Genomic DNA, 18,884 nt, shown 5'->3' with positions numbered 1-18,884 from the left:
GGTTCGGGCGGATATCCTCTTCCCCCACCCCGCAGAAAGAAGGAGTGTGCCTCTCCCTTTCTCGGTCCCCCCCCCCCCCCCCCCCCCGGCCGGGCGGGTGCCGTCCCCTTCAGCTCACCAGGTCCTGCCGGCCTGTTCCCGGACCGTGCGGTTGATCCGGTTGAAGAAGTTGGTCACCGCGATGCCCAGGATGATCGCGGAAAGCTGCTCCTCATCGAAATGGTCGGCCGCGGCGTCCCAGATCTCGTCGGTCACGCCCTCCGCGCCGTCCTGGAGCCTGGTGGCCGCCTCGGTCAGCGCGAGCGCCGCCCGCTCCTCCTCGGTGAAGAAGGGCGTCTCGCGCCACGCGACCACGTTGTGCAGCCGCTCCTCGGTCTCCCCGTGCTTCTTCGCCCCCTGCACACCGGCGAAGACGCACGGGCTGCAGCCGTTGATCTGGCTGGCCCGCAGGTGGACCAGGTCCAGCAGGCGCGGATCGACGCCACCGGCGTGCATCGCCTTCATGAGGTGCTGGATGGCCGTGACCACGTCCGGATTCGCCGGGCTCTGCATACGTGCTTCCATCGGTCCCGCTCCTTCATCGGTTACGTGTGCCCGTCCGGGCACGTCATCCACATGACGGAGCGCACTCGAGGAAGGTAACGACATGTCCGGGAGCAGCCCTAAGGACCCGCTGGCCGAGGCGTTCGAGGCCCACCGCGGCCGGCTGCGCGCGGTAGCCCACCGCGTGCTGGGCTCGCACGCCGATGCCGAGGACGTCGTCCAGGAGGCGTGGCTGCGGCTCTCCCGCCAGGACACGGAGACCATCCAGAACCTGGCGGGCTGGCTGACCACGGTGGTCGGCCGGCTCAGTCTCGACGTGCTGCGGTCCCGCCGGGCGCACCCGCACACGTCCTACGACGACCGGCTGCCCGAGCTGGTGGTCATCGCGGACGACGGGCCGGCACCGGAGGACGACGTGGCGCTCGCCGACTCGGTCGGCGTCGCCCTCCTGGTCGTCCTGGACTCGCTGGGCCCGAGCGAGCGGCTGGCGTTCGTGCTGCACGACCTGTTCGCCGTGCCGTTCGACGAGATCGGCCGGATCCTCGGCAGATCCACCGACGCCGCCAAGATGCTCGCCAGCCGCGCCCGCGGCAAGGTGCGGGCGACGGAGCCTCCGGCGGCCGCCGGCAGGGATCAGCGGGCCGTGGTCGAGGCCTTCCTGGCCGCGGCCCGCCGCGGCGACTTCGAGGGGCTGCTGCGGGTGCTCGACCCCGACGTGCGCAGGACCGTGGAGACCGCCGACGGCGTGATCGTCACCCTCGGCGCCACCGAGGTCGCCGCCGGCGCACGGCTGTCGGCCGACGCGGCCGTACGGGGGCGGGCGGTGCTCGTGAACGGCCGCCCCGGTGTCATGTCCTGGCGTGCGGACGGCACCCCGCTCTCGGTCGTCGCGTTCACCGTGGCGGAGGGCCGCATCACGGACATCACGGTGGTGGTGGACCCGGTCAGGCTCGCGGCGGCGGACCTGCCGGGCCGGGGGGCGCGGCGCTGAGTCCCTCGGCGGCCCGGGAGCGGTGACGCGTCCACCGGGGCGGGAACCGTGTCCGCCGCACGGTGCCGGCCCCACCCGCCCGCGCGGCAGCGGCCGGCATGCCCCCGTGCCGGTACGCGTCTAGCGTGGGCCGGGCAGGAGCCACCGCGAAAGGAACCTTCCATGCCCCTCGCCCGGAAGCCCTTGCACGGACGCGTCGCCGTCGTGACCGGTGCCGCGCGTGGTCTGGGAGCCGCCCTGGCACGGGTCCTGGTGGAACGGGGTGCGAAGGTGGCGCTGCTGGGCCGTGAGGAGCGGACCCTGGTTCCGGTCCGGGACTCGCTGCCGGGCACCTCGGCCGTCTGGCAGGTCGACGTCACCGACGACCGGGGCATGCGGCTTGCGGGCGCCGACATCCGCGCGCGGCTCGGCCCGCCGTCGGTGGTGGTCGCCAACGCCGGTGTGGCCGAGGGCGGCCCCTTCGCCGAGTCGGACCCCGAGGTGTGGCGCCGCGTCGTGGAGGTGAACCTGATCGGCAGCGCCGCCACCGCCCGGTCGTTCCTGCCCGACCTGTTCGCCACGCGGGGCTACTTCCTGCAAGTGGCCTCGCTCGCGTCCATCGGGGCGGCTCCGATGATGAGCGCGTACTGCGCGTCGAAGGCGGGAGTCGAGTCGTTCGCCCACGCGCTGCGCGCCGAGGTCGCCCACCGGCACGTGGGGGTGGGGATCGCCTACATCAACTGGACGGACACCGACATGGTGCGCGACGCCGACGAGCACGCCGTGCTGCGGGAGCTGCGCGGGCACATGCCGCCGCCGGCGCGCAAGGTGTACCCCGCGGCGTACGTGGCGGGCCGGCTGGTCGACGCCGTCGAGCGGCGCCGGCCGTCGGTCTACGTACCGGGATGGCTGCGCTCGACCCAGCTCGTGCGCGCCGCGATGCCGCCGGTCGTCACCTGGCTGTCGCGGCGCGAGCTGCCCCGCCTCGCCGCCGACGAGCCGTTCTCGGCCACGGGCCTGCTCGGCGCCGGCGGCCGCGGCGGACGGAGGACGGACGACGGGGCTCCGCCCGGTTGACGGGCCGGCGGCGCGCGCGCCGTGCATCCGTCGCGGGCGCGGAGCGCGAACAGGTGCTGAACACGCGGATGCACGCGGATGCAGGGTGGACTGGGACGAGCCGGAGGAAGGGCCGTGGAGACGAACGGACGGGGACAGCGGGACGAGGAGCGGCTGCACTGTCTGGTGACCGGCGCGTCCGGATACATCGGCGGGCGCCTGGTGCCCGAGCTGCTGGCGGCCGGTCACCGGGTCCGGTGCCTGGTCCGCTCCCCCGGCAAGCTGCGCGACCACCCGTGGGCGCCGGACGCGGAGAAGGTGCGGGGGGACGTCACCGACGCGCAGTCGGTCGCCGAGGCCATGCGCGGTGTCGACGTCGCCTACTACCTGGTGCACGCCCTCGGGTCCGGGGCCGAGTTCGAGGACACCGACCGTCGCGCGGCGCGGATCTTCGCCCGGCAGGCACATGCGGCCGGCGTCCGCAGGATCGTCTACCTGGGCGGTCTCACTCCGCGGGACGTGCCGGAGGAGTCGCTCTCCCCGCATCTGCGCTCCCGCGCCGAGGTCGGACGCATCTTCCTGGAGTCCGAGGTGCCCGCCACCGTGCTGCGGGCCGCGGTCGTCATCGGTTCGGGTTCAGCCTCTTTCGAGATGCTGCGCTACCTGACCGAACGGCTGCCGGTCATGGTCACACCCAGTTGGGTGCACACCCGCACCCAGCCCATCGGGGTCCGGGACGTGTTGCGCTACCTGGTCGGTTCCGCCACGATGCCGGACGACGTCGACCGGTCCTTCGACATCGGCGGACCGGACGTGCTCACCTACCGCGAGATGATGCGCCGCTACGCCGTCGTCGCCGGGCTCCGGCGCCGTGTCATCGTGCCGGTCCCCGTGCTCACCCCGCGGCTGTCCAGCCACTGGGTCGGCCTGGTGACCCCCGTGCCCGCCTCCCTCGCCCGGCCCTTGACGGAGTCCCTGCGGCACGAGGTCGTCTGCCACGAGCACGACATCGCCCGCTACGTCCCCGATCCCCCGGGCCGGCCGCTGCCCTTCGACGAAGCCCTGGCCCTGGCCCTGCGGAGGGTGCGCGAGGCGCAGGTCGCCACCCGCTGGTCGTCCGCTTCCGTCCCGGGCGCCCCCAGCGACCCCCTGCCCACCGACCCCGACTGGGCCGGCGGCAGCCTCTACCAGGACGAGAGGGAGCTGTCCGTGGACGCGTCCCGGGAGGCGCTGTGGAAGGTGGTGGAGGGGATCGGCGGTGACAACGGCTGGTACTCCTTCCCGCTGGCCTGGGCGGTCCGGGGCTGGCTGGACCGGTTCGTCGGCGGTGTGGGGCTGCGCCGCGGGCGACGCGACGCGCAGCGCCTGCGGGTCGGTGACTCGCTGGACTTCTGGCGTGTCGAGGAGATCGAGCCGGGACACCTGCTGCGGCTGCGGGCGGAGATGCGGCTTCCCGGACTGGCGTGGCTGGAGATGTACGTCGAGACGGACGACGCGGGGCGTACCCGCTACCGGCAGCGCGCACTGTTCCACCCGCGGGGTCTCTTCGGCCACGCCTACTGGTGGTCCGTCTCCCCCTTCCACGCCGTCGTCTTCGGCGGCATGGCCCGCAACATCACCCGGGCCGCCGCACGCAGCCGGCACCCCGTCCGGCCCTAGCGCCCCGCACCACTGCACCACTGCACCACTGCACCACTGCACCACTGCACCACTGCACCTGGAGCCAGCCATGACCGTCGCGGTCGTCCTGTTCACCTCGGACCTGCGTCTGTACGACCATCCGCCGCTGCGCGCCGCGCTCAGGGCGGCGGACGAGGTGGTGCCGCTGTTCGTGCTGGACCCCGGCATCCACGCGGCCGGCTTCGACGCCCCCAACCGCCGGGCCTTCCTCGCCGACTGCCTGCACGACCTGGACGCCTCGCTGCGCCGTCGCGGCGGGCGGCTCGTCGTCCGCCGGGGACCGGTCGCCCGCGTGGTCGGCGAGGTCGCCGCCGAGTCCGGAGCCGACGAGGTCCACCTGGCCGCGGGGGTCACGGCCTACGCGCACCACCGCGAGGAACGGCTGCGTGAGCGGCTCGGCGACAGCGGTGTGGCCCTGCACGCCCACGACACCGTGACGACCGTCGTCGCCCCCGGCACGGTGACCCCGACCGGTTCCGATCACTTCGCCGTGTTCACGCCCTACTTCCGCCGCTGGTCCCAGGAGGCGCTCAGGGACTCCCTCGGCGCGCCGCGCACGGTGCGCGTCCCCGACGGTGTGCGCGGCGACCCCCTGCCCGAGCGTGCGGAGGTACCGGACACCTCGCCGGGTCTGCCGGACGGAGGGGAAGCGGCGGGTCGTGACCGGTTCTCGCGGTGGTCGCGGGCCGGGATGCCCGGCTACGAGGACCGCCACGACGACCTGGCGGGGGACGCCACCTCCAGGCTCTCGCCGTACCTCCACTTCGGGGCCCTGTCACCGGTGGAACTGGTCCACCGGGCCCGCGGGCGGGGCGGCCCGGGAGCGGAGGCGTTCGTGCGGCAGCTGTGCTGGCGGGACTTCCACCACCAGGTGCTGGCCGCGCGGCCGAAGGCGTCCGCGGAGGACTACCGCACGCGCCACGACCACTGGCGGAACGAGCGGGACGCCGCCGAGGACATCGCCGCCTGGCGGGAGGGCCGGACGGGATATCCCGTCGTCGACGCGGCCATGCGGCAGTTGCGTCACGAGGGCTGGATGCACAACCGGGCGCGCCTGCTGACGGCCAGCTTCCTGACCAAGACGCTCTACGTGGACTGGCGGATCGGCGCCCGGCACTTCCTGGACCTCCTCGTGGACGGCGACGTCGTCAACAACCAGCTCAACTGGCAGTGGGTCGCCGGTACCGGCACCGACACCCGCCCCCACCGTGTCCTCAACCCCGTCGTCCAGGGCAGGCGCTTCGACCCGGACGGCGCCTACGTGCACCGCTGGGTGCCCGAGCTGAGGGACGTGGACGGCAAGAGGGTGCACGAGCCCTGGCGGCTCCCGGAGGACCGGCGCGCCGCGCTGGACTACCCCGCCCCGCTGATCGACCTCGCCGAGGGGCTGGACCGCTTCCGGCACGCCCGCGGCCGCGACTGAGGAGGCGACGGTGGTGCACTGGCTCTTCGGCGACCAGCTCGGCCCGCACTTCCTCGCCCCGGACGGAGCGGGTCCCGGCCGCGGCACGCCCGTCCTGATGATCGAGGCGCGCTCCGTGTTCCGGCGGCGCCGCTTCCACCGGGCCAAGGCGCACCTGGTGCTGTCCGCGATGCGCCACCGGGCGGCGGAGCTGGGCGCACGCGTCACCTACGTACGCGCCGACACCTATCGCGAAGGCCTGGACCGGGTGGCGCGGGGGCGTCCGGTCACGGTGCACCACCCCACGTCGTACGCGGCCCTCCGGCTCGTGCGGTCCCTCCCGGGGGTCACGGTGGGCCCCGCCCGGGGCTTCCTGGTGCCGATGGCGGACTTCGCCTCGTGGGCCGACGGCCACGGCGGACGACGCCTGCGGCAGGAGGACTTCTACCACTGGGTCCGCCGCGGACACGAGCTGCTCATGGACGGCGGCCGGCCCGCGGGAGGCCGGTGGAACCTCGACCACGACAACCGCGAGCCGCCGCCCCGCGACACCGCCTCGCTCCCGGTCGGGCGTCCCTACCGGCCGCGCGAGGACGACATCGACGAGGAGGTCCGCCACGACCTCGACCGCTGGGAGCGGGACGGCGACGTCTCGTTCGTCGGGCGCGACGGGCCCCGCCTGTTCCCGGCGACCCGGGGGGAGGCGCTGCGGGCCCTGCACCGCTTCGTCGAGCACCGCCTCGCCACGTTCGGGCCCTACGAGGACGCCATGCTCGCCGCCGACCCGGTCATGAGCCACAGCCTGCTGTCCTCGTCCCTCAACCTCGGCCTGCTCGATCCCGCCGAGTGCGTCGAGCGGGCGGAGGCGGCGTGGCGCGCGGGCCGGGCCCCGCTGAACAGCGTGGAGGGATTCGTCCGGCAGGTCGCCGGCTGGCGCGAGTACGTCTGGCAGCTGTACTGGTACTTCGGCGAGGACTACCGGCGCTCCAACCGGCTCCGGCACACCGCTCCCCTGCCCGGCTGGTGGAACGACCTGGACGCGGACGCCGTACGGGCCAACTGCCTGCGTACCGTCCTGGCCCAGGTGCGCGACACCGGGTGGACGCACCACATCCCCCGGCTGATGGTGCTCGGCAGTCACGCCCTCCAGCGGGGCTGGGACCCGGCAGCGGTCACGGACTGGTTCCACCGCTGCTTCGTGGACGGGTACGACTGGGTCATGGTCCCCAACGTGGTCGGGATGTCCCAGTACGCCGACGGCGGCCGGATGACGACCAAGCCCTACACCTCGGGCGGCGCCTACGTGCACCGCATGAGCGACCTGTGCGGGGGCTGCGCCTACCGGCCCGGGGACCGCACCGGCGATCACGCCTGCCCCTACACGGCGGGCTACTGGGCGTTCCTGGACCGCCACCGGGACCTGCTGGCCGGCAACCACCGCGTCTCCCGGCCGGTACGGCAGCTCGACCGGCTCACCGACCTCGCCGAGGTACGCGCGTGGGACCGCTCGCGCGGTGACGGGCCGCCGTGAGGCACGCGCCCGGTGCCGCACAGGTGCGGGGCCCGCGCGGGACCGGGCAGGTATCGGCGCATCCGCGGGAGGGCACTCGGCGGAAGCATCGTCGTACGGATGACCGGACGACGACCGGACGTGAGAAGGGGTTGTGCATGCTCGGACCGCCGACGACGGCGCCCGCACCGACCGGGACCGTCGAGGACCCTCTCACCGCGCTCGCCGCGACGGACGCCGTGGGCGGTGTGCTCCAGCAGGTCCTCGACGCGCGTCTGCGTCACTCCCGTGCGGTCGATCCCGTCTTCGCGCGGGACGTGGCCGACCGGGTGGCCGCGCTGGTCGCACGGGGCGGGAAGCGGCTGCGTACGGCCTTCGCCTGCTGCGGCTGGCGGGCGGCCGGCGGCTCGGGCGACCCCACGGCGGTCCTGCGCACCGCGGCCGCGCTCGAACTGCTCCAGGCGTGCGCCCTCGTGCACGACGACGTGATGGACGGGTCGCTGCAACGCAGGGGCGCCCCGGCCCTGCACGTGGAGCTGGCCCGCGGGCACTGGGCCGCGGGCATGCACGGGTCTGCGGAGACGTTCGGGACCTCCGCCGCGGTGCTCGCCGGTGACCTGGCGCTGGTGTGGGCGGACGACCTGCTGACGGAGACGGCCCTCGGCACCCCGCACGGCCCGCGCCTGCACGAGGAGTGGCGGGCGATGCGCACCGAGATGGTCGCCGGGCAGTACCTCGACCTGCACGCCCAGGCCGCCCGTTCGTCCGGCGTCGACGAGGCCCTGGCCGTCGCCACCCTCAAGAGCGCGCTGTACACGGTCGCCCGGCCGCTCGCCCTGGGCGCGACGCTGGCCGGGGCCGACGAGCACACGGTGGAGGCGCTGCGGGCCGCCGGCCGGTGCGCCGGGCTGGCGTTCCAGTTGCGCGACGACCTCCTCGGCGCGTTCGGCGACCCGGCGCGGACCGGGAAGCCGGCCGGGGACGACCTGCGCTCGCGCAAGCTCACCTACCTCCTGGCCGTCGCCCACCGGATCGCCGACGCGACCGCGGACCACGAGGCCGCCGCCGTGCTCGCGCCGGACGCCGACACCGGGTCGGACCGCGCGGTCGAACGGATACGGACGGTGCTGGAGCGCACCGGCGCCCGGGAGGCGGTGGAGGCGAAGATCGGTGAGCTGGCGGCCGCCGCCCTCCGGCACTTCGCGCGCACCGGCGCCCCCCGGGCGGTGCGGCACGAGTTCGCCGCGCTGGTCGAACGCGCGACGGGTACGGCACCGCACCGCGCGGACGACGCGCCCTGACCCGGCGCCGGGGCCGGCCACCGTCCCCGGACCGGCCCCCGGCGTGACGGGGGCCGGTCCGGTCAGCGGGAGCCGCCGGACCGCCCCGCGAGGGCGCCGAGGGCCCGCAGCGGGGCGGAGCGACCCGCCCGGGGGACCGTCCACAGCACCTGGCCCCGTACGCCCCGTTCGGCGAGCAGCGCGTTCGCCGCCAGGAACCCGGTGGTGGCGGCGCGTTCCATGAGGGCGACCGGCAGGTCGCAGCGGATCGCGTCGCCGGCCAGGGTCAGCCAGGGGTGGGGGGTGCGTACGGTGGGGCGCCGCCGGTGGGAGCCGACCGCGAAGAGCGGGCAGTCGGAGCGCCATTCGTGCCGGGCGTCCACGACGCGCGCCTCGCGGGTCTCCGGGTACACCCGGTGCAGCCGGTCGACGAGCATGTCCTGCACCTTCTCCGGTTCCGCGCCGGTGTCCACGGCGTAGGCGTGCAGCTCGACGACCGAGCCTCCGTTCCGCTCGGCCCAGCGGCGGGCCTCGCCCTCGTACCGTTCCAGGACGCTGATGTTGTCCAGCCCGTCGTAACCGCTGGTGCCGAGGAAGCCGGGACGGTCGGCGCGGACCGGTCGGTCGAGCCAGAGCCGGGAGACGAGGAACGGCGGCGCGGTGCGCAGGGCGTCGACGCCGGCGCGCCAGCCGGGCGTGCCCAGACGGGGTGACGCGGCGACGAGCCGGCGCAGCCCCCCGGGGTCGAGGGCGAGCACCACGGCCTGGTGGCGCCGGGTGCCCGCGTCGGTGCGCACCCGCGCTCCCCCGTCGTCGAGGGGGTCCACGTCGAGCACGGGCGTGCCGGTGCGGATGTCCGCGCCGAGGCGCTGGAGGTAGTCGCCCAGCGGGTCCCAGAGTGCCTGGGGGAAGGGCTCGCTCGGTACGTCGAAGAGCAGCCCCTCGGCCGATCCGAGGAAGTAGATGTGGAACATCAGCAGCAGTTCGGCGGCGGAGAGTTCCCGCGGGTCGGCGAAGAAGCTCCGCGAGAACACCTCGAACGCCAGGTGGTGGGCCGCCTCCGGGAAGCGCACTCTGTTCAGGAACCCGGTGGCGGTGACCTCGTCGAAACGCTCGTAGACCTCCGGCACGCGCACGTCGAGCAGCGGCAGCGCCGCCCGGGCGTCCATGGCGGCCAGGTCCCGCCAGCCGAACGTGGGGCTCAGTGCGACGAATCCGAGCGCGCTGAACGGCGGTGTCCTCGGGACCCGGGCGAAACTGTCCGTCAGGCCGCCGCTGTGCCGCAGGGGGTAGTCGGGGAGCGGGGTGAGCCGTGCGAGGGACGGGTCGGTGCGCCGGAGCAGGCCGCGGAGGTTGTAGTACTGGCGGAAGAAGGCGTGGAACCCCCGGGTCATGGTCGACGCGGAGCCGTCCGCCAGCCTGGTGGGCCGGCCGGAGAGCCGGCCGCCGAGGGCGTCCTCCCCCTCGTAGACGGTCACGCGGGCTCCGCGCTCGGACAGCAGGGTGGCCGCGGCGAGACCGGCGATGCCGCCACCGATCACCGCGACGGACGGCTCGTCCCCGCGCGGGAAGCGGTCCCTGCCGGGCGGGGGCGTCAGGATCTCGGCCTTGCGGTCACGGCCCCGGCGGGCGGCGCCGGTGCGGTGGGCGGTCACCGGGTGTCCTCCGTCGTGGTGGCCGCGCCGTTGCGGGCGAGGAAGGTGTGCACGATGCCCGTCTGCCATCCGGCGACCGGGGCGACGCGGACTCCGGTGAAGCCGGCTCGGCGCAGCCGGCCGGCGAAGGCGGGGGCGCTGTCGAAGGCGGTGACGCTGTGCAGGAGGTGGCGGTAGAGGGCGCCGTCGCCGGTGAGCGTGCCCGCCGGGATGACCACGCCGCGGCACACCGCCGACCACAGGGCGCGGTGCGTCGGTGAGCCGCTGAGGCTGTACTCGTGGACGGCGAGCCGGCCGCCCGGCCGCAGCAGGGCCCGTACGCTCCCGAGGACCGCGTCCGGATCGGTGACGTTGCGGAACAGGTAGGCGGCGAAGACCGCGTCGAAGGGGCCCTCACCGGACGTGGCGACCTCCTCCGCGGTCAGGTGCTGGAAGCGCACGCGTGCCGGCCATGGTTTGGCCAGCGCCCGGCGCAGCATGCCCGCCGACGCGTCCACCGCGGTGATCCGGGCACGGGGCGCGGCCCGGAGCAGGGCGCGGGTGGAGGCGCCGGTGCCGCAGCCGAGGTCGAGGACGCGCAGCCCGGCTCCGTCGCCGGGGAGCCTCAGACGGCGGGCCGAGCGCAGGAGGTCGGTGCGGTAGCCGGGGTTGAGCGAGGTGAGGCGGTCGTAGGAGTGGGAGGCGCGGTCGAAGGCGCGGGCCAGGTCGTGGTCGCGCAGCAGGCTCATCGGTGGTTCTCTCCGTTTCTGGCGGCGGTCCGGGAGCGGCGGGGCAGGAAGGGGAGTTCGACCGCCGTGCGGAGCATCGGACGGACGGGGGTGCGCAGCCCGATGCCCCATTCCTCGCCGAGCGAGGTGGCGCCGTCGAGGAAGCGCAGCAGGCGCTCCGCCGGGACGCGGCGGAACAGGTCGGTGAAGAAGTCCGGGCCGTCGATCCGCCCGGTGTCCAGGGCGCGCAGCAGTATCGCGTCCATGGCCAGCGCCCGCCGCCCGTGGGGTGCGGGGACGGTCCCGTGCCCGTCGCGCAGCGCGGCGGCGATGGCGGCGCTCTGCCGTTGCACCGCGGCGAAGGTGTAGCCGGTGGCCGGACGGGTGGCGCCACCGGCGGTGCCGATGCGGAAGACCGCCTTGCCGGTCCGCCGGGGGAAGCGGGCGTCGGTCATCGGGATGCCGCCCTGCTCCGTCCGTTCCACGGTGAGCGGGCCGAGGCCCAGGACGTCGGTGCAGTAGTGGCCGAGCGCCGTCTCGTACGCCTCGGTGGTGAGCGCGGTGCGGGAGAACTCGGTGTACTCCACGAGCGCCCGGTCCGGGGCCAGTGGCAGGACGTAGCCGAAGGCGAGCCCGTGCGCCGGCTGGGGCACCCGGAAGTCCATCAGGTCGGCGACCGCGGGATCGAAGCGGTCGGTGGGGGTGCGTACGAACCAGCCGCGGAAGTGCTGGAGCAGCTGGGTCCGGGCCGGTGGCAGGGTGCGCAGCGGCCGCGAGTCGAAGACACGGCGGGCGCGCAGGACCAGGGGGCGTCCGCCGGGGAGGGTGCAGCGGATCTCGGCGCCTCCGGGAACGTCGCGCACCGTGTCCGCGGTCGCCCGCAGGAGGCGACCGCCGGGTGAACGGGCCAGCCGGGCGTGGACCAGTCGCTCGAACGCCGTGGAGCGCACCATGCGGTACGTCAGGGGGGCCGGGTCGACGGTGACCTCCCGGCCGTCGGCGCCGTGCACGCGCAGCACCGACCAGGAGGCGGTGACGGCGTCGTCGAGGTCGCCGGGGCCCTGGTCCCAATAGCACCAGGTGCGCTCCGCCGGGCGCGGGGGGCCGTCCGGCGGTTCGACCACGGTCACCGTGGCGGTGCCGGTCCCGGTCAGCCGGTGCGCGAGGCTGAGGCCGGCCGCGCCGCCGCCGAGGACGACCACGTCGGACGTGTGGTCGGGCGCGGAGGTCACCGGGTCCGCCCTTCGTCGGGCGTGCCGTCCGGGCCGGAGCGCCGCGCGGGTGCGGCCTCGGCCGCCGGTGCGCCCTCGACGGCGCGGCGCGGTGCCGGGGCGCCCCTCGCGGGCCGGCCGGTACGCCCCGTACCGCGGTGCCCGGTGTCGGGGTGTTCGGTGTCGGGGTGCCGGGCCCGGGTCTCCGGTGCTCCGGCACCGGTCGTCCGCACACGCGCGCCGCTCAGTTCCACGCTTCGCTCCCGGCCCCGGGGTCGACGATCCACTTGCCATCGATCCCTGCTTCGGGCCGCCGACCGTCCACGGATGCGGCGACCTCCACTGACGTACCGACGCCACCAGTACCCCAGGACGGCCGGGACGTCCCGCGCGGCACGCCTGGCGGTCCGGTCCGATCCGGTCGCGGGGTGCCGGGTGCCCGTCCGCCGCGGCCGGGCGGGGGCGGGGGCGGGGGCGGGTCAGCGTGCCAGCACCGACTCCACCGCGGCGACCGCCTCGGCGAGTCCCGCCGGGCGTGCCAGACCGGCCGCCCGCTGCCCCGTCCAGCCGGGGCCGAGGGTCAGGACGACCGGCCCGCGCCGGGCGCCGCGCACCCCCCACTCCATGGCGGCCACGTGCAGGGCCAGCGGTCTGCTGGCGGTGGTGCGCGACTGCGCCCACAGGCCCACCGCGGCCGGCCCGGTCCTGCGCACCGCCGCGACCAGGGACTCGACCGGCAGGGCTCCGCCGAACATGCGCACCGGCAGGCCCCGCTCGGTGAGGGCGGCCGACAGGACCTCCAGCGGCAGGGTGTGGTTCTCCCCCGGTACGCAGGCGAGCAGGGTGGTGGCGCCGGGGCGGTCGGCGATCGTCGCGGAGCTGCTGCGCCGCAGTGCGCCGGAGACGTGCCAGGACAGGAAGTGCTCGACCTCGACGTACTTCTCGCCGGACGTCTCCCACTTGCGGCCGACGGCCTGGAGGGTCGGCACGATCACCTCGGTCCAGGCGGCGATCAGACCGTGGTCCGCTATCGAGGTGAGCAGCAGTTCGTCCAGTGCGGCGGCGTCGAGCCGCAGGGCGGCACGGGCGATGCCCTTGCACTCCTGCCGCACGTCACCCAGGCGCAGCCCGCTGCCCGCCCGGCTGCGGCCGCGGGCCGGAGCGCTTGCTCCGCCGGGTCCCCCAGGGGGATCGGGGACCGCGGCGCGCGTCTCGTCGCGGCGTGCCAGCCGGGCGGCCTCGGCGGGCGGCAGCCCGGTCGCCGTGAGCGCGCACATGCGCTCCAGCCGCGCCACGTCCCCGGGGGTCCAGCGCCGGTGCCGCCCGCCGGTGTGCGCCGTGGGTCCGAGTCCGTAGCGGCGGTCCCAGGTGCGGACCGTGGTCGGTGCCACCCCCAGCCGCCTGGCCACCTCACCCGTGGTCAGGCCGCCGCCCTCCGCGACGCCCTCGCTCTCCCGTTCGTCGTCATCGTCCGCAGGCACCCTCATGACCTCACTCTACGACGCACAACCGACGCATGTTGCCTGCGTCGGTTGTGCGTCCAAGACTGGAGGCACGTACGGCAGCCCCGACAGGACAGGACGGTGAACTCGCCGTCCGGCGGACGACGTTGCGTCCCCGTACGAGGCACGCAGGAGGAATCAGGCCATGAGTACCCACGTGCGACCCGGCACCGCGCTCGTCCCGCCCTCGGAGGAGACCCAGTACGAGGAGGATCTGGCCCGGGGTCTCGTCGCGGCCGACGACGAGGCGTTCGCGGCCATCTACCGGCACTGGGGTTCACTCGTCCACACCATGGCCGCCCGGTCCCTCGGCGATCCGCACGAGGCCGAGGACGTGACCCAGCAGGTCTTCATCGGCGCCTGGCGCGGACGGCAGGGCTTCCGGCCGGAGCGCGGCGCGCTCGGTGCCTGGCTGGTCGGCATCACGCGCCGCAAGATCGTCGATGCGCTGGCCGCCCGGACCAGGCGTCTGACCCTGGCCGAGTCGGTCGCCCGCGACACCGCCCCCGACCAGCCGGTGGAGGCGGCACCGGAGGCCGTACTGGACCGCGTGCTCCTCGTCGACGCCCTGTCCCGGCTGCCGCGCGCCCAGCGGGAGGTGCTGTGCATGGCCTTCTACGAGGACCTGACGCAGGTCCAGATCGCGGAGCGCACGGGTGTGCCGCTCGGGACGGTGAAGAGTCACGCCCGCCGCGGCCTGCACCGGCTGCGCCTGGCCGTCGACCAGGGCCGCGAGCAGAGCGCGGACGGATAGGGAGAAAAAGGGGGGAAGCGGGCTCGCGGGCGCATCCGCGGCGCCGCTCGTCCAGGAAACACCACCGAGACTCCGCAGCAGCGGAGACAGCATTCCGAAGGGATGATCCCCATGACTTCCCGGACCCCCCTGGCCGTCGCCGCCTCGGCCGGCGCCTGCGCGCTGGCCTTCGGTGTGGCCGCACCGGCCATGGCAGAGCCCGCGCAGGCGCAGGACAAGGCCATGGTCTCCGTCTTCCACGGCATCCCCGGGATGACGGTCGACGTCTACGCCAACGGTGACGAGCTGCTCAGCGACTTCAAGCCCGGCACCGTGACCGACCCGCTGTCCCTGGAGGCCGGGACCTACGACCTCCAGATCTTCGAAGCGGGCCAGGGACCCGACGGCGCACCGGCCCTGGAGAAGGAGGTGAAGGTGCCCGAAGGCGGCAACGCCACGGTCGCCGCCCACCTCTCCGCGGACGGTGAACCGCAGCTGACGGCGTACACCGACAACGTCTCGCGGCCGGACGACGGGAAGGCCCGCCTCACGGTCCGCCACGTCGCGGCGGCGCCCGCCGTGGACGTGCGCGCCGGCGGACAGCCTCTCTTCACCGGCCTGACCAACCCGGGCGAGGACTCCGCGACGGTCGACGCGGGCACCGTGAACGCCGCCGTCACCCTCGCCGGTACCGAGACCGTGGCCATCGGCCCCGCCGACCTGAACCTGAAGGAGGGAACGAGCAACGTCGTCTACGCCTGGGGCAGTGCCGAGGACAAGAACCTGGCGCTGGCCACCCAGACGTTCAGCGGCTCGGAGGCGACGTCGAACACCAACCACGCGGGCGCTGCCGCCGGTGCCCCGGACTCGCCGGCCCAGTGGCCGGCCTATGCCGCCGCGGTCGGCGCGATCACGGTGACCGGCGTCCTGGTGGCCCGCCGCACCGCGGGCCGACGTGTCTGACACCGCGCGCCGGTCCGCCGGAGGGACCGGGAGGGCGTCGTGGGCCACGTAGAGTCGGCGCACCTGGTGGAACTGGCACTCGGCAACTCGTCCGGCGACGAGGATGCCGGCGCCCTGCGGCACATCGCCGGGTGCCCGTTCTGCCGGGAGGAACTGAAGTCGCTGACCCGTCTGGTGAGCGCCGCGCGGGACGCCGAGGTGGTGGACCTTCCCACGGCGCCCCCCGCGCACGTCTGGCAGCGGATCACGGAAGAGGTGTCGCGCGAGGCCCGGACGCCCCCGCACCCACGACGGCGCCCGGCCGTCCGGCCCGCCGGCGGCGCGACGGGCGGCGACCGGCTCACGCGGCCGGCCGGTGTCGTCGGACGCGGAGGCTTCGCCGCACGGGTCCTGGCCGCCGGTGCCGCCGTCGTCGCGGTGCTCCTCGTCGTCCGGCGCCGGTCGGCACGGACCGGTCGCGGGCCGGTCCGCGAGTCCGGCCGACCGGTCCGGGAGCGGGCACGCACCGCGCACCGGACGCGTCCGGAACGCCGGCGTCGCTGACGTCCGGCCCGGGAACCCGAGAAGTTCTCCGCACCCCGCCCGGCCCGCCGCGGCCGGCACCTCGATCGCGCACGGACGACCTGCCCGCCGCCCCCGCGGCCCCGGATGAGAGCATCCCACCGGGCCGTCGAACGGGGAGAGGGAGACGCGGAGCATGACTCCAGGGCGCGTGACCTACGAGGTGAAGTACGGGGTCTTTCCGCCGGCCGTCGTCAGCGGCGGCGGACCGGACTCCGGAGGGGGAGCCCTTCGGCTCTGCCCCGACGAACCCGCTCCCGCACCGGACCGGTACCGCTCCGTCCGGGCCTTCCACGTCCTTCCCGACACGCAGGGCCCATGGGCGCGCGTGGTCACCGAGCGGCCGCTCGGCCCGCGTACGAGCGGGCACGCCGCCGTCTACCGGGTCGAGGATCCGTCCGGCGCGCCGCTGGGGCGGATCACGATGCGGCGCCGCCGCTCCTTCCGGCCCGGCCGGACGCGGTGGACCGTGGAGCCTGCCACCGGTCCCGCCTTGCGGGGCTACCGGGGCCGCCTGGTGTGGTGGGCCCTGTGGTGGCCGGTCGGACTGACGGTCAGCCTGCTGTGGGCGGTCACGTCCATCCTCGGTGAGGGCGACGGCGGGTTCGGACCGCCCCGCCGGGTGATCTGGCGGGACGGCACCGGACGGGCCCATGTCGTCTTCCGCGGTGTGGCCGACGACTACCGGGTGCTGACGCCGGGGTGGGACCCCCGTCTGGTCACCGCGCTGGTGGGGCTCCACCAGTCGTTCGACCCCTCCGAGGGCGCGGGGGCCTTCGGCTGGTACCAGGCCTGATCCGACACGGCCCCCGAGGCCGGATTCCTCCTCTCCCGACGTGTCGGGACCCGTTCCGCCGTGACGGTCGGTTACATGCATCACATCCGGCCCGCAGGGCAGAACCTTCTGCACACAGAACGGGAGAGGTGTCGCATGAGCACAGCCGAGCCGCGGACCACCGACGCACCGGACGGCGGGGCACCGTCGCTCAAGCGTGCCATCGGCCCCAAGTTGCTGATCCTCTTCGTCATCGGCGACATCCTGGGCACCGGCATCTACGCCACCACGGGCAAGGTGGCGGGCAAGGTCGGCGGCGCGCTGTGGCTGCCGTTCCTGATCGGGTTCGTGGTCGCGCTCCTCACCGCCGCCTCGTACGTGGAGCTGGTCGGCAAGTACCCGAAGGCGGCGGGCGCCGCGCTGTACACGCAGAAGGCGTTCAAGGTGCCGTTCCTGACCTTCATCGTCGCCTTCATGGTCATGTGCTCGGGCCTGTCGTCGGCCAGCGCGGCGGCCCGTGCCTTCAGCGGCGACTACTTCCAGGAGTTCACCGACGCGATCCCGCCGACCCTGATCGCGATCGTGTTCCTCCTGGCGCTCTCCTCCCTGGCGCTGCGGGGCGTGTCGGAGTCCGTGAAGACCAACGTGGTGCTGACGATCGTGGAGCTGACCGGGCTCCTGGTGATCCTCGGGATCGGCGCGTGGGCGGTGTTCAGCGGTGACGGGGAACCCTCCCGGCTGGGCGAGTTCGAGGGCTCGGGCACCGGATACGCGCTGATCACCGGGGTGCTCGGGGCGACGGCACTCGGCTTCTTCGCCTTCGTCGGCTTCGAGGACTCCGTCAACATGGCCGAGGAGACGCAGGACCCGGTCCGCACCTTCCCCCGGGCGATCTTCGTCGGCGTCGCCGTGACGGGCGTCATCTACGTCCTGGTGGCGCTGGTGTCGTCGCTGCTCGTGGACTACCGCACCCTGGAGGCGTCCAGCGGCCCGCTGCTGGAGGTCGTCAAGGCGGGCGGTGTCGACTTCCCGCCCAGACTGTTCGCCCTGATCGCGCTCTTCGCGGTCACCAACTCCGCCCTGATCAACATCATGATGGCCTCACGGCTCTGCTACGGACTGGCCAACGAACGGGTCCTGCCGCGTGCCATGGGCAAGGTGCTCCCCCGGCGGCGCACCCCCATCACCGGCATCGTCTTCGTCACCCTGCTCGCCATCGGCCTGGTGTCGACCGGCGAGATCGAGGGCCTCGGCGACACCACGTCGTTCCTCCTGCTCTGCGTGTTCGCCGTGGTCAACGTGACCGTCCTGGTGCTCCGCAAGGACCGGGTGGAGCACCGGCACTTCCGTACACCGACGATCCTGCCGGTCCTCGGAGCGATCACGGCGCTGGTTCTGGCGAGTCCCCTCGCGGAGCGGGCGGCGGACGTCTACATCCGCGCCGGCGTACTGGTGGCCATCGGTGTGGCGCTGTGGGGGGTGAACAAGCTGGTCATGCGGCTGCGCCCGGAGCGGTGACCGGTCGCGGGGCCGCTCACGCCCGGCCCGGTGCGAGCACCACGAAGTCCGCGTTCGACGGATCGAGGCACAGGGCCAGCCGCCCGACGCCCTCCGCGTCCTCCGGACCCATCTGCACGCTGCCGCCGCTCTCGAGGACCGCGGCGACGGTGGCGTCGCAGTCGGTGACCGCGAAGACCGGGTGCCAGTACGGGCGGCCGTCCGCCAGGGCGAGGTCCTGCTCGCGTAGCTCCATGAGACCGCCGTGCATGCGCTCCTCGGGGAGACCCGCGGGCGTGATGAGCGCGTACGCACCCCCGCCGCCCGGCAGCTCCATGTCCCCGAACTGCCAGCCGAGGACACCGCCGTAGAACTCCTTGGCCGCCGCCGCGTCGCTCGTGTACAGCTCCGTCCAGCACAGCGAACCGGGCTGGTCCACCAGCTCGACGCCCTGCGTGCTGCCCGGCTGCCACACGGCGAACTGGCCACCCGCCGGATCGCTGTACTGGGCCATCCGGCCCCATTCGTCCAGATCCATCGGCGCCACCCGGACCGTGCCGCCCGCCTGCCGCACGGCCTGGGTCGTGGCGTCCGCGTCGGCGACGCGGTAGTAGAGCATCCAGGCGGAGCGCGCGCCCTCCTCGGTGAGCCGGCCGATACCGGCGACGATCTTGCCGTCCTTGCGGAACATGCCGCCCTCGACGTCCTCCCCCATGGACTCGAAGTCCCAGCCGAACACGGCGCCGTAGAAGGCCGCGGCGCCGCGGACGTCGGGAGTGCCGAGGTCGAGCCAGCAGGGGGAGCCGGGGACGAAGTCAGTGGTGATCACGGCGGAGCCC

At 74.5% G+C, this 18,884-nt stretch carries 18 protein-coding genes; 11 read left to right on the top strand and 7 right to left on the bottom strand.

Annotated elements, in window-relative coordinates; translation table 11 throughout:
• Nucleotides 1–114: 114 nt before the first annotated feature.
• Nucleotides 115–564, bottom strand: a complete 450-nt coding sequence (locus AC07FV_RS09070) for a carboxymuconolactone decarboxylase family protein (RefSeq protein ID WP_479085756.1) — start codon at nucleotides 562–564, stop codon at nucleotides 115–117.
• 82 nt (nucleotides 565–646) lie between these two features.
• Here AC07FV_RS09070 and AC07FV_RS09065 point away from each other — a divergent pair, with 82 nt between their 5' ends.
• From AC07FV_RS09065 to AC07FV_RS09040, 6 genes are all read left to right on the top strand, one after another.
• On the top strand, nucleotides 647–1,534 hold the full coding sequence (locus AC07FV_RS09065) for a sigma-70 family RNA polymerase sigma factor (protein WP_479085755.1): 888 nt from the start codon (nucleotides 647–649) through the stop codon (nucleotides 1,532–1,534).
• Between the two features lie 162 nt (nucleotides 1,535–1,696).
• Entirely contained in the window at nucleotides 1,697–2,590 is an 894-nt protein-coding gene (locus tag AC07FV_RS09060) for an SDR family oxidoreductase (RefSeq protein ID WP_479085753.1), read from the top strand.
• Between the two features lie 78 nt (nucleotides 2,591–2,668).
• A complete protein-coding gene (locus AC07FV_RS09055; protein WP_479085752.1) occupies nucleotides 2,669–4,228 on the top strand; it encodes an SDR family oxidoreductase in 1,560 nt (519 codons plus the stop codon).
• A 70-nt stretch (nucleotides 4,229–4,298) separates the two neighbouring features.
• The gene (locus AC07FV_RS09050) at nucleotides 4,299–5,672 is read left to right on the top strand and encodes a cryptochrome/photolyase family protein (protein WP_479085750.1); all 1,374 of its coding nucleotides are present in this window, start codon (nucleotides 4,299–4,301) and stop codon (nucleotides 5,670–5,672) included.
• 13 nt (nucleotides 5,673–5,685) lie between these two features.
• Nucleotides 5,686–7,182 carry a cryptochrome/photolyase family protein gene (locus tag AC07FV_RS09045; protein WP_479085795.1) on the top strand — a complete coding sequence of 499 codons (1,497 nt, stop codon included), beginning with the start codon at nucleotides 5,686–5,688 and terminating at the stop codon, nucleotides 7,180–7,182.
• A gap of 137 nt (nucleotides 7,183–7,319) precedes the next feature.
• Entirely contained in the window at nucleotides 7,320–8,462 is a 1,143-nt protein-coding gene (locus AC07FV_RS09040) for a polyprenyl synthetase family protein (RefSeq protein WP_479085749.1), read from the top strand.
• 62 nt (nucleotides 8,463–8,524) lie between these two features.
• Here the strand turns inward: AC07FV_RS09040 and AC07FV_RS09035 are convergent, their stop codons facing one another.
• From AC07FV_RS09035 to AC07FV_RS09015, 5 genes are all read right to left on the bottom strand, one after another.
• Nucleotides 8,525–10,096, bottom strand: a complete 1,572-nt coding sequence (locus AC07FV_RS09035; RefSeq protein ID WP_479085748.1) for an FAD-dependent oxidoreductase — start codon at nucleotides 10,094–10,096, stop codon at nucleotides 8,525–8,527.
• The gene (locus AC07FV_RS09030) at nucleotides 10,093–10,824 is read right to left on the bottom strand and encodes a class I SAM-dependent methyltransferase (RefSeq protein WP_479085747.1); all 732 of its coding nucleotides are present in this window, start codon (nucleotides 10,822–10,824) and stop codon (nucleotides 10,093–10,095) included. Before AC07FV_RS09030 ends, AC07FV_RS09035 begins: the two co-directional genes overlap by 4 nt.
• Nucleotides 10,821–12,035, bottom strand: a complete 1,215-nt coding sequence (locus tag AC07FV_RS09025) for a lycopene cyclase family protein (protein ID WP_479085746.1) — start codon at nucleotides 12,033–12,035, stop codon at nucleotides 10,821–10,823. The genes AC07FV_RS09030 and AC07FV_RS09025 overlap by 4 nt, the downstream gene beginning before the upstream one ends.
• Entirely contained in the window at nucleotides 12,032–12,268 is a 237-nt protein-coding gene (locus tag AC07FV_RS09020) for a hypothetical protein (protein WP_479085744.1), read from the bottom strand. Before AC07FV_RS09020 ends, AC07FV_RS09025 begins: the two co-directional genes overlap by 4 nt.
• Before the next feature lie 225 nt (nucleotides 12,269–12,493).
• Complete coding sequence (locus tag AC07FV_RS09015; RefSeq protein ID WP_479085742.1) at nucleotides 12,494–13,501, bottom strand: MerR family transcriptional regulator; 1,008 nt, start codon at nucleotides 13,499–13,501, stop codon at nucleotides 12,494–12,496.
• Between the two features lie 160 nt (nucleotides 13,502–13,661).
• Here AC07FV_RS09015 and AC07FV_RS09010 point away from each other — a divergent pair, with 160 nt between their 5' ends.
• The 5 genes from AC07FV_RS09010 to AC07FV_RS08990 all read left to right on the top strand — a co-directional run bounded on the left by AC07FV_RS09010 (nucleotide 13,662) and on the right by AC07FV_RS08990 (nucleotide 18,066).
• Nucleotides 13,662–14,270 (top strand): sigma-70 family RNA polymerase sigma factor, encoded by a 609-nt coding sequence (locus tag AC07FV_RS09010; protein ID WP_479085741.1) that lies wholly within the window; start codon nucleotides 13,662–13,664, stop codon nucleotides 14,268–14,270.
• Between the two features lie 111 nt (nucleotides 14,271–14,381).
• Nucleotides 14,382–15,212: a DUF4397 domain-containing protein gene (locus tag AC07FV_RS09005; RefSeq protein ID WP_479085739.1), complete on the top strand. Its 831-nt coding sequence runs from the start codon at nucleotides 14,382–14,384 to the stop codon at nucleotides 15,210–15,212.
• A gap of 39 nt (nucleotides 15,213–15,251) precedes the next feature.
• On the top strand, nucleotides 15,252–15,755 hold the full coding sequence (locus tag AC07FV_RS09000) for a hypothetical protein (RefSeq protein ID WP_479085737.1): 504 nt from the start codon (nucleotides 15,252–15,254) through the stop codon (nucleotides 15,753–15,755).
• A gap of 154 nt (nucleotides 15,756–15,909) precedes the next feature.
• A complete protein-coding gene (locus AC07FV_RS08995) occupies nucleotides 15,910–16,569 on the top strand; it encodes a hypothetical protein (RefSeq protein WP_479085735.1) in 660 nt (219 codons plus the stop codon).
• A gap of 135 nt (nucleotides 16,570–16,704) precedes the next feature.
• On the top strand, nucleotides 16,705–18,066 hold the full coding sequence (locus tag AC07FV_RS08990) for an APC family permease (protein ID WP_479085733.1): 1,362 nt from the start codon (nucleotides 16,705–16,707) through the stop codon (nucleotides 18,064–18,066).
• A gap of 16 nt (nucleotides 18,067–18,082) precedes the next feature.
• Here the strand turns inward: AC07FV_RS08990 and AC07FV_RS08985 are convergent, their stop codons facing one another.
• A complete protein-coding gene (locus AC07FV_RS08985; RefSeq protein WP_479085732.1) occupies nucleotides 18,083–18,874 on the bottom strand; it encodes a VOC family protein in 792 nt (263 codons plus the stop codon).
• Nucleotides 18,875–18,884: the final 10 nt, after the last annotated feature.

Source organism: Streptomyces sp. NPDC045956, from assembly GCF_056430705.1.
The sequence above is the reverse complement of the archived record's forward strand: the minus strand, read 5'-3'. Positions and strand labels throughout refer to the sequence as shown.

Excerpts from the sequence above, each read along its gene's own strand:
- AC07FV_RS09055 (WP_479085752.1), top strand. The coding sequence starts at position 2,669 with ATGCAGGGTGGACTGGGACGAGCCGGAGGAAGGGCCGTGGAGACGAAC.
- AC07FV_RS09065 (WP_479085755.1), top strand. The coding sequence starts at position 647 with ATGTCCGGGAGCAGCCCTAAGGACCCGCTGGCCGAGGCGTTCGAGGCC.
- AC07FV_RS09040 (WP_479085749.1), top strand. The coding sequence starts at position 7,320 with ATGCTCGGACCGCCGACGACGGCGCCCGCACCGACCGGGACCGTCGAG.
- AC07FV_RS09050 (WP_479085750.1), top strand. The coding sequence starts at position 4,299 with ATGACCGTCGCGGTCGTCCTGTTCACCTCGGACCTGCGTCTGTACGAC.
- AC07FV_RS09030 (WP_479085747.1), bottom strand. The coding sequence starts at position 10,824 with ATGAGCCTGCTGCGCGACCACGACCTGGCCCGCGCCTTCGACCGCGCC.
- AC07FV_RS08995 (WP_479085735.1), top strand. The coding sequence starts at position 15,910 with ATGACTCCAGGGCGCGTGACCTACGAGGTGAAGTACGGGGTCTTTCCG.
- AC07FV_RS09015 (WP_479085742.1), bottom strand. The coding sequence starts at position 13,501 with ATGAGGGTGCCTGCGGACGATGACGACGAACGGGAGAGCGAGGGCGTC.
- AC07FV_RS09070 (WP_479085756.1), bottom strand. The coding sequence starts at position 564 with ATGGAAGCACGTATGCAGAGCCCGGCGAATCCGGACGTGGTCACGGCC.
- AC07FV_RS09005 (WP_479085739.1), top strand. The coding sequence starts at position 14,382 with ATGACTTCCCGGACCCCCCTGGCCGTCGCCGCCTCGGCCGGCGCCTGC.
- AC07FV_RS09060 (WP_479085753.1), top strand. The coding sequence starts at position 1,697 with ATGCCCCTCGCCCGGAAGCCCTTGCACGGACGCGTCGCCGTCGTGACC.
- AC07FV_RS08990 (WP_479085733.1), top strand. The coding sequence starts at position 16,705 with ATGAGCACAGCCGAGCCGCGGACCACCGACGCACCGGACGGCGGGGCA.
- AC07FV_RS09010 (WP_479085741.1), top strand. The coding sequence starts at position 13,662 with ATGAGTACCCACGTGCGACCCGGCACCGCGCTCGTCCCGCCCTCGGAG.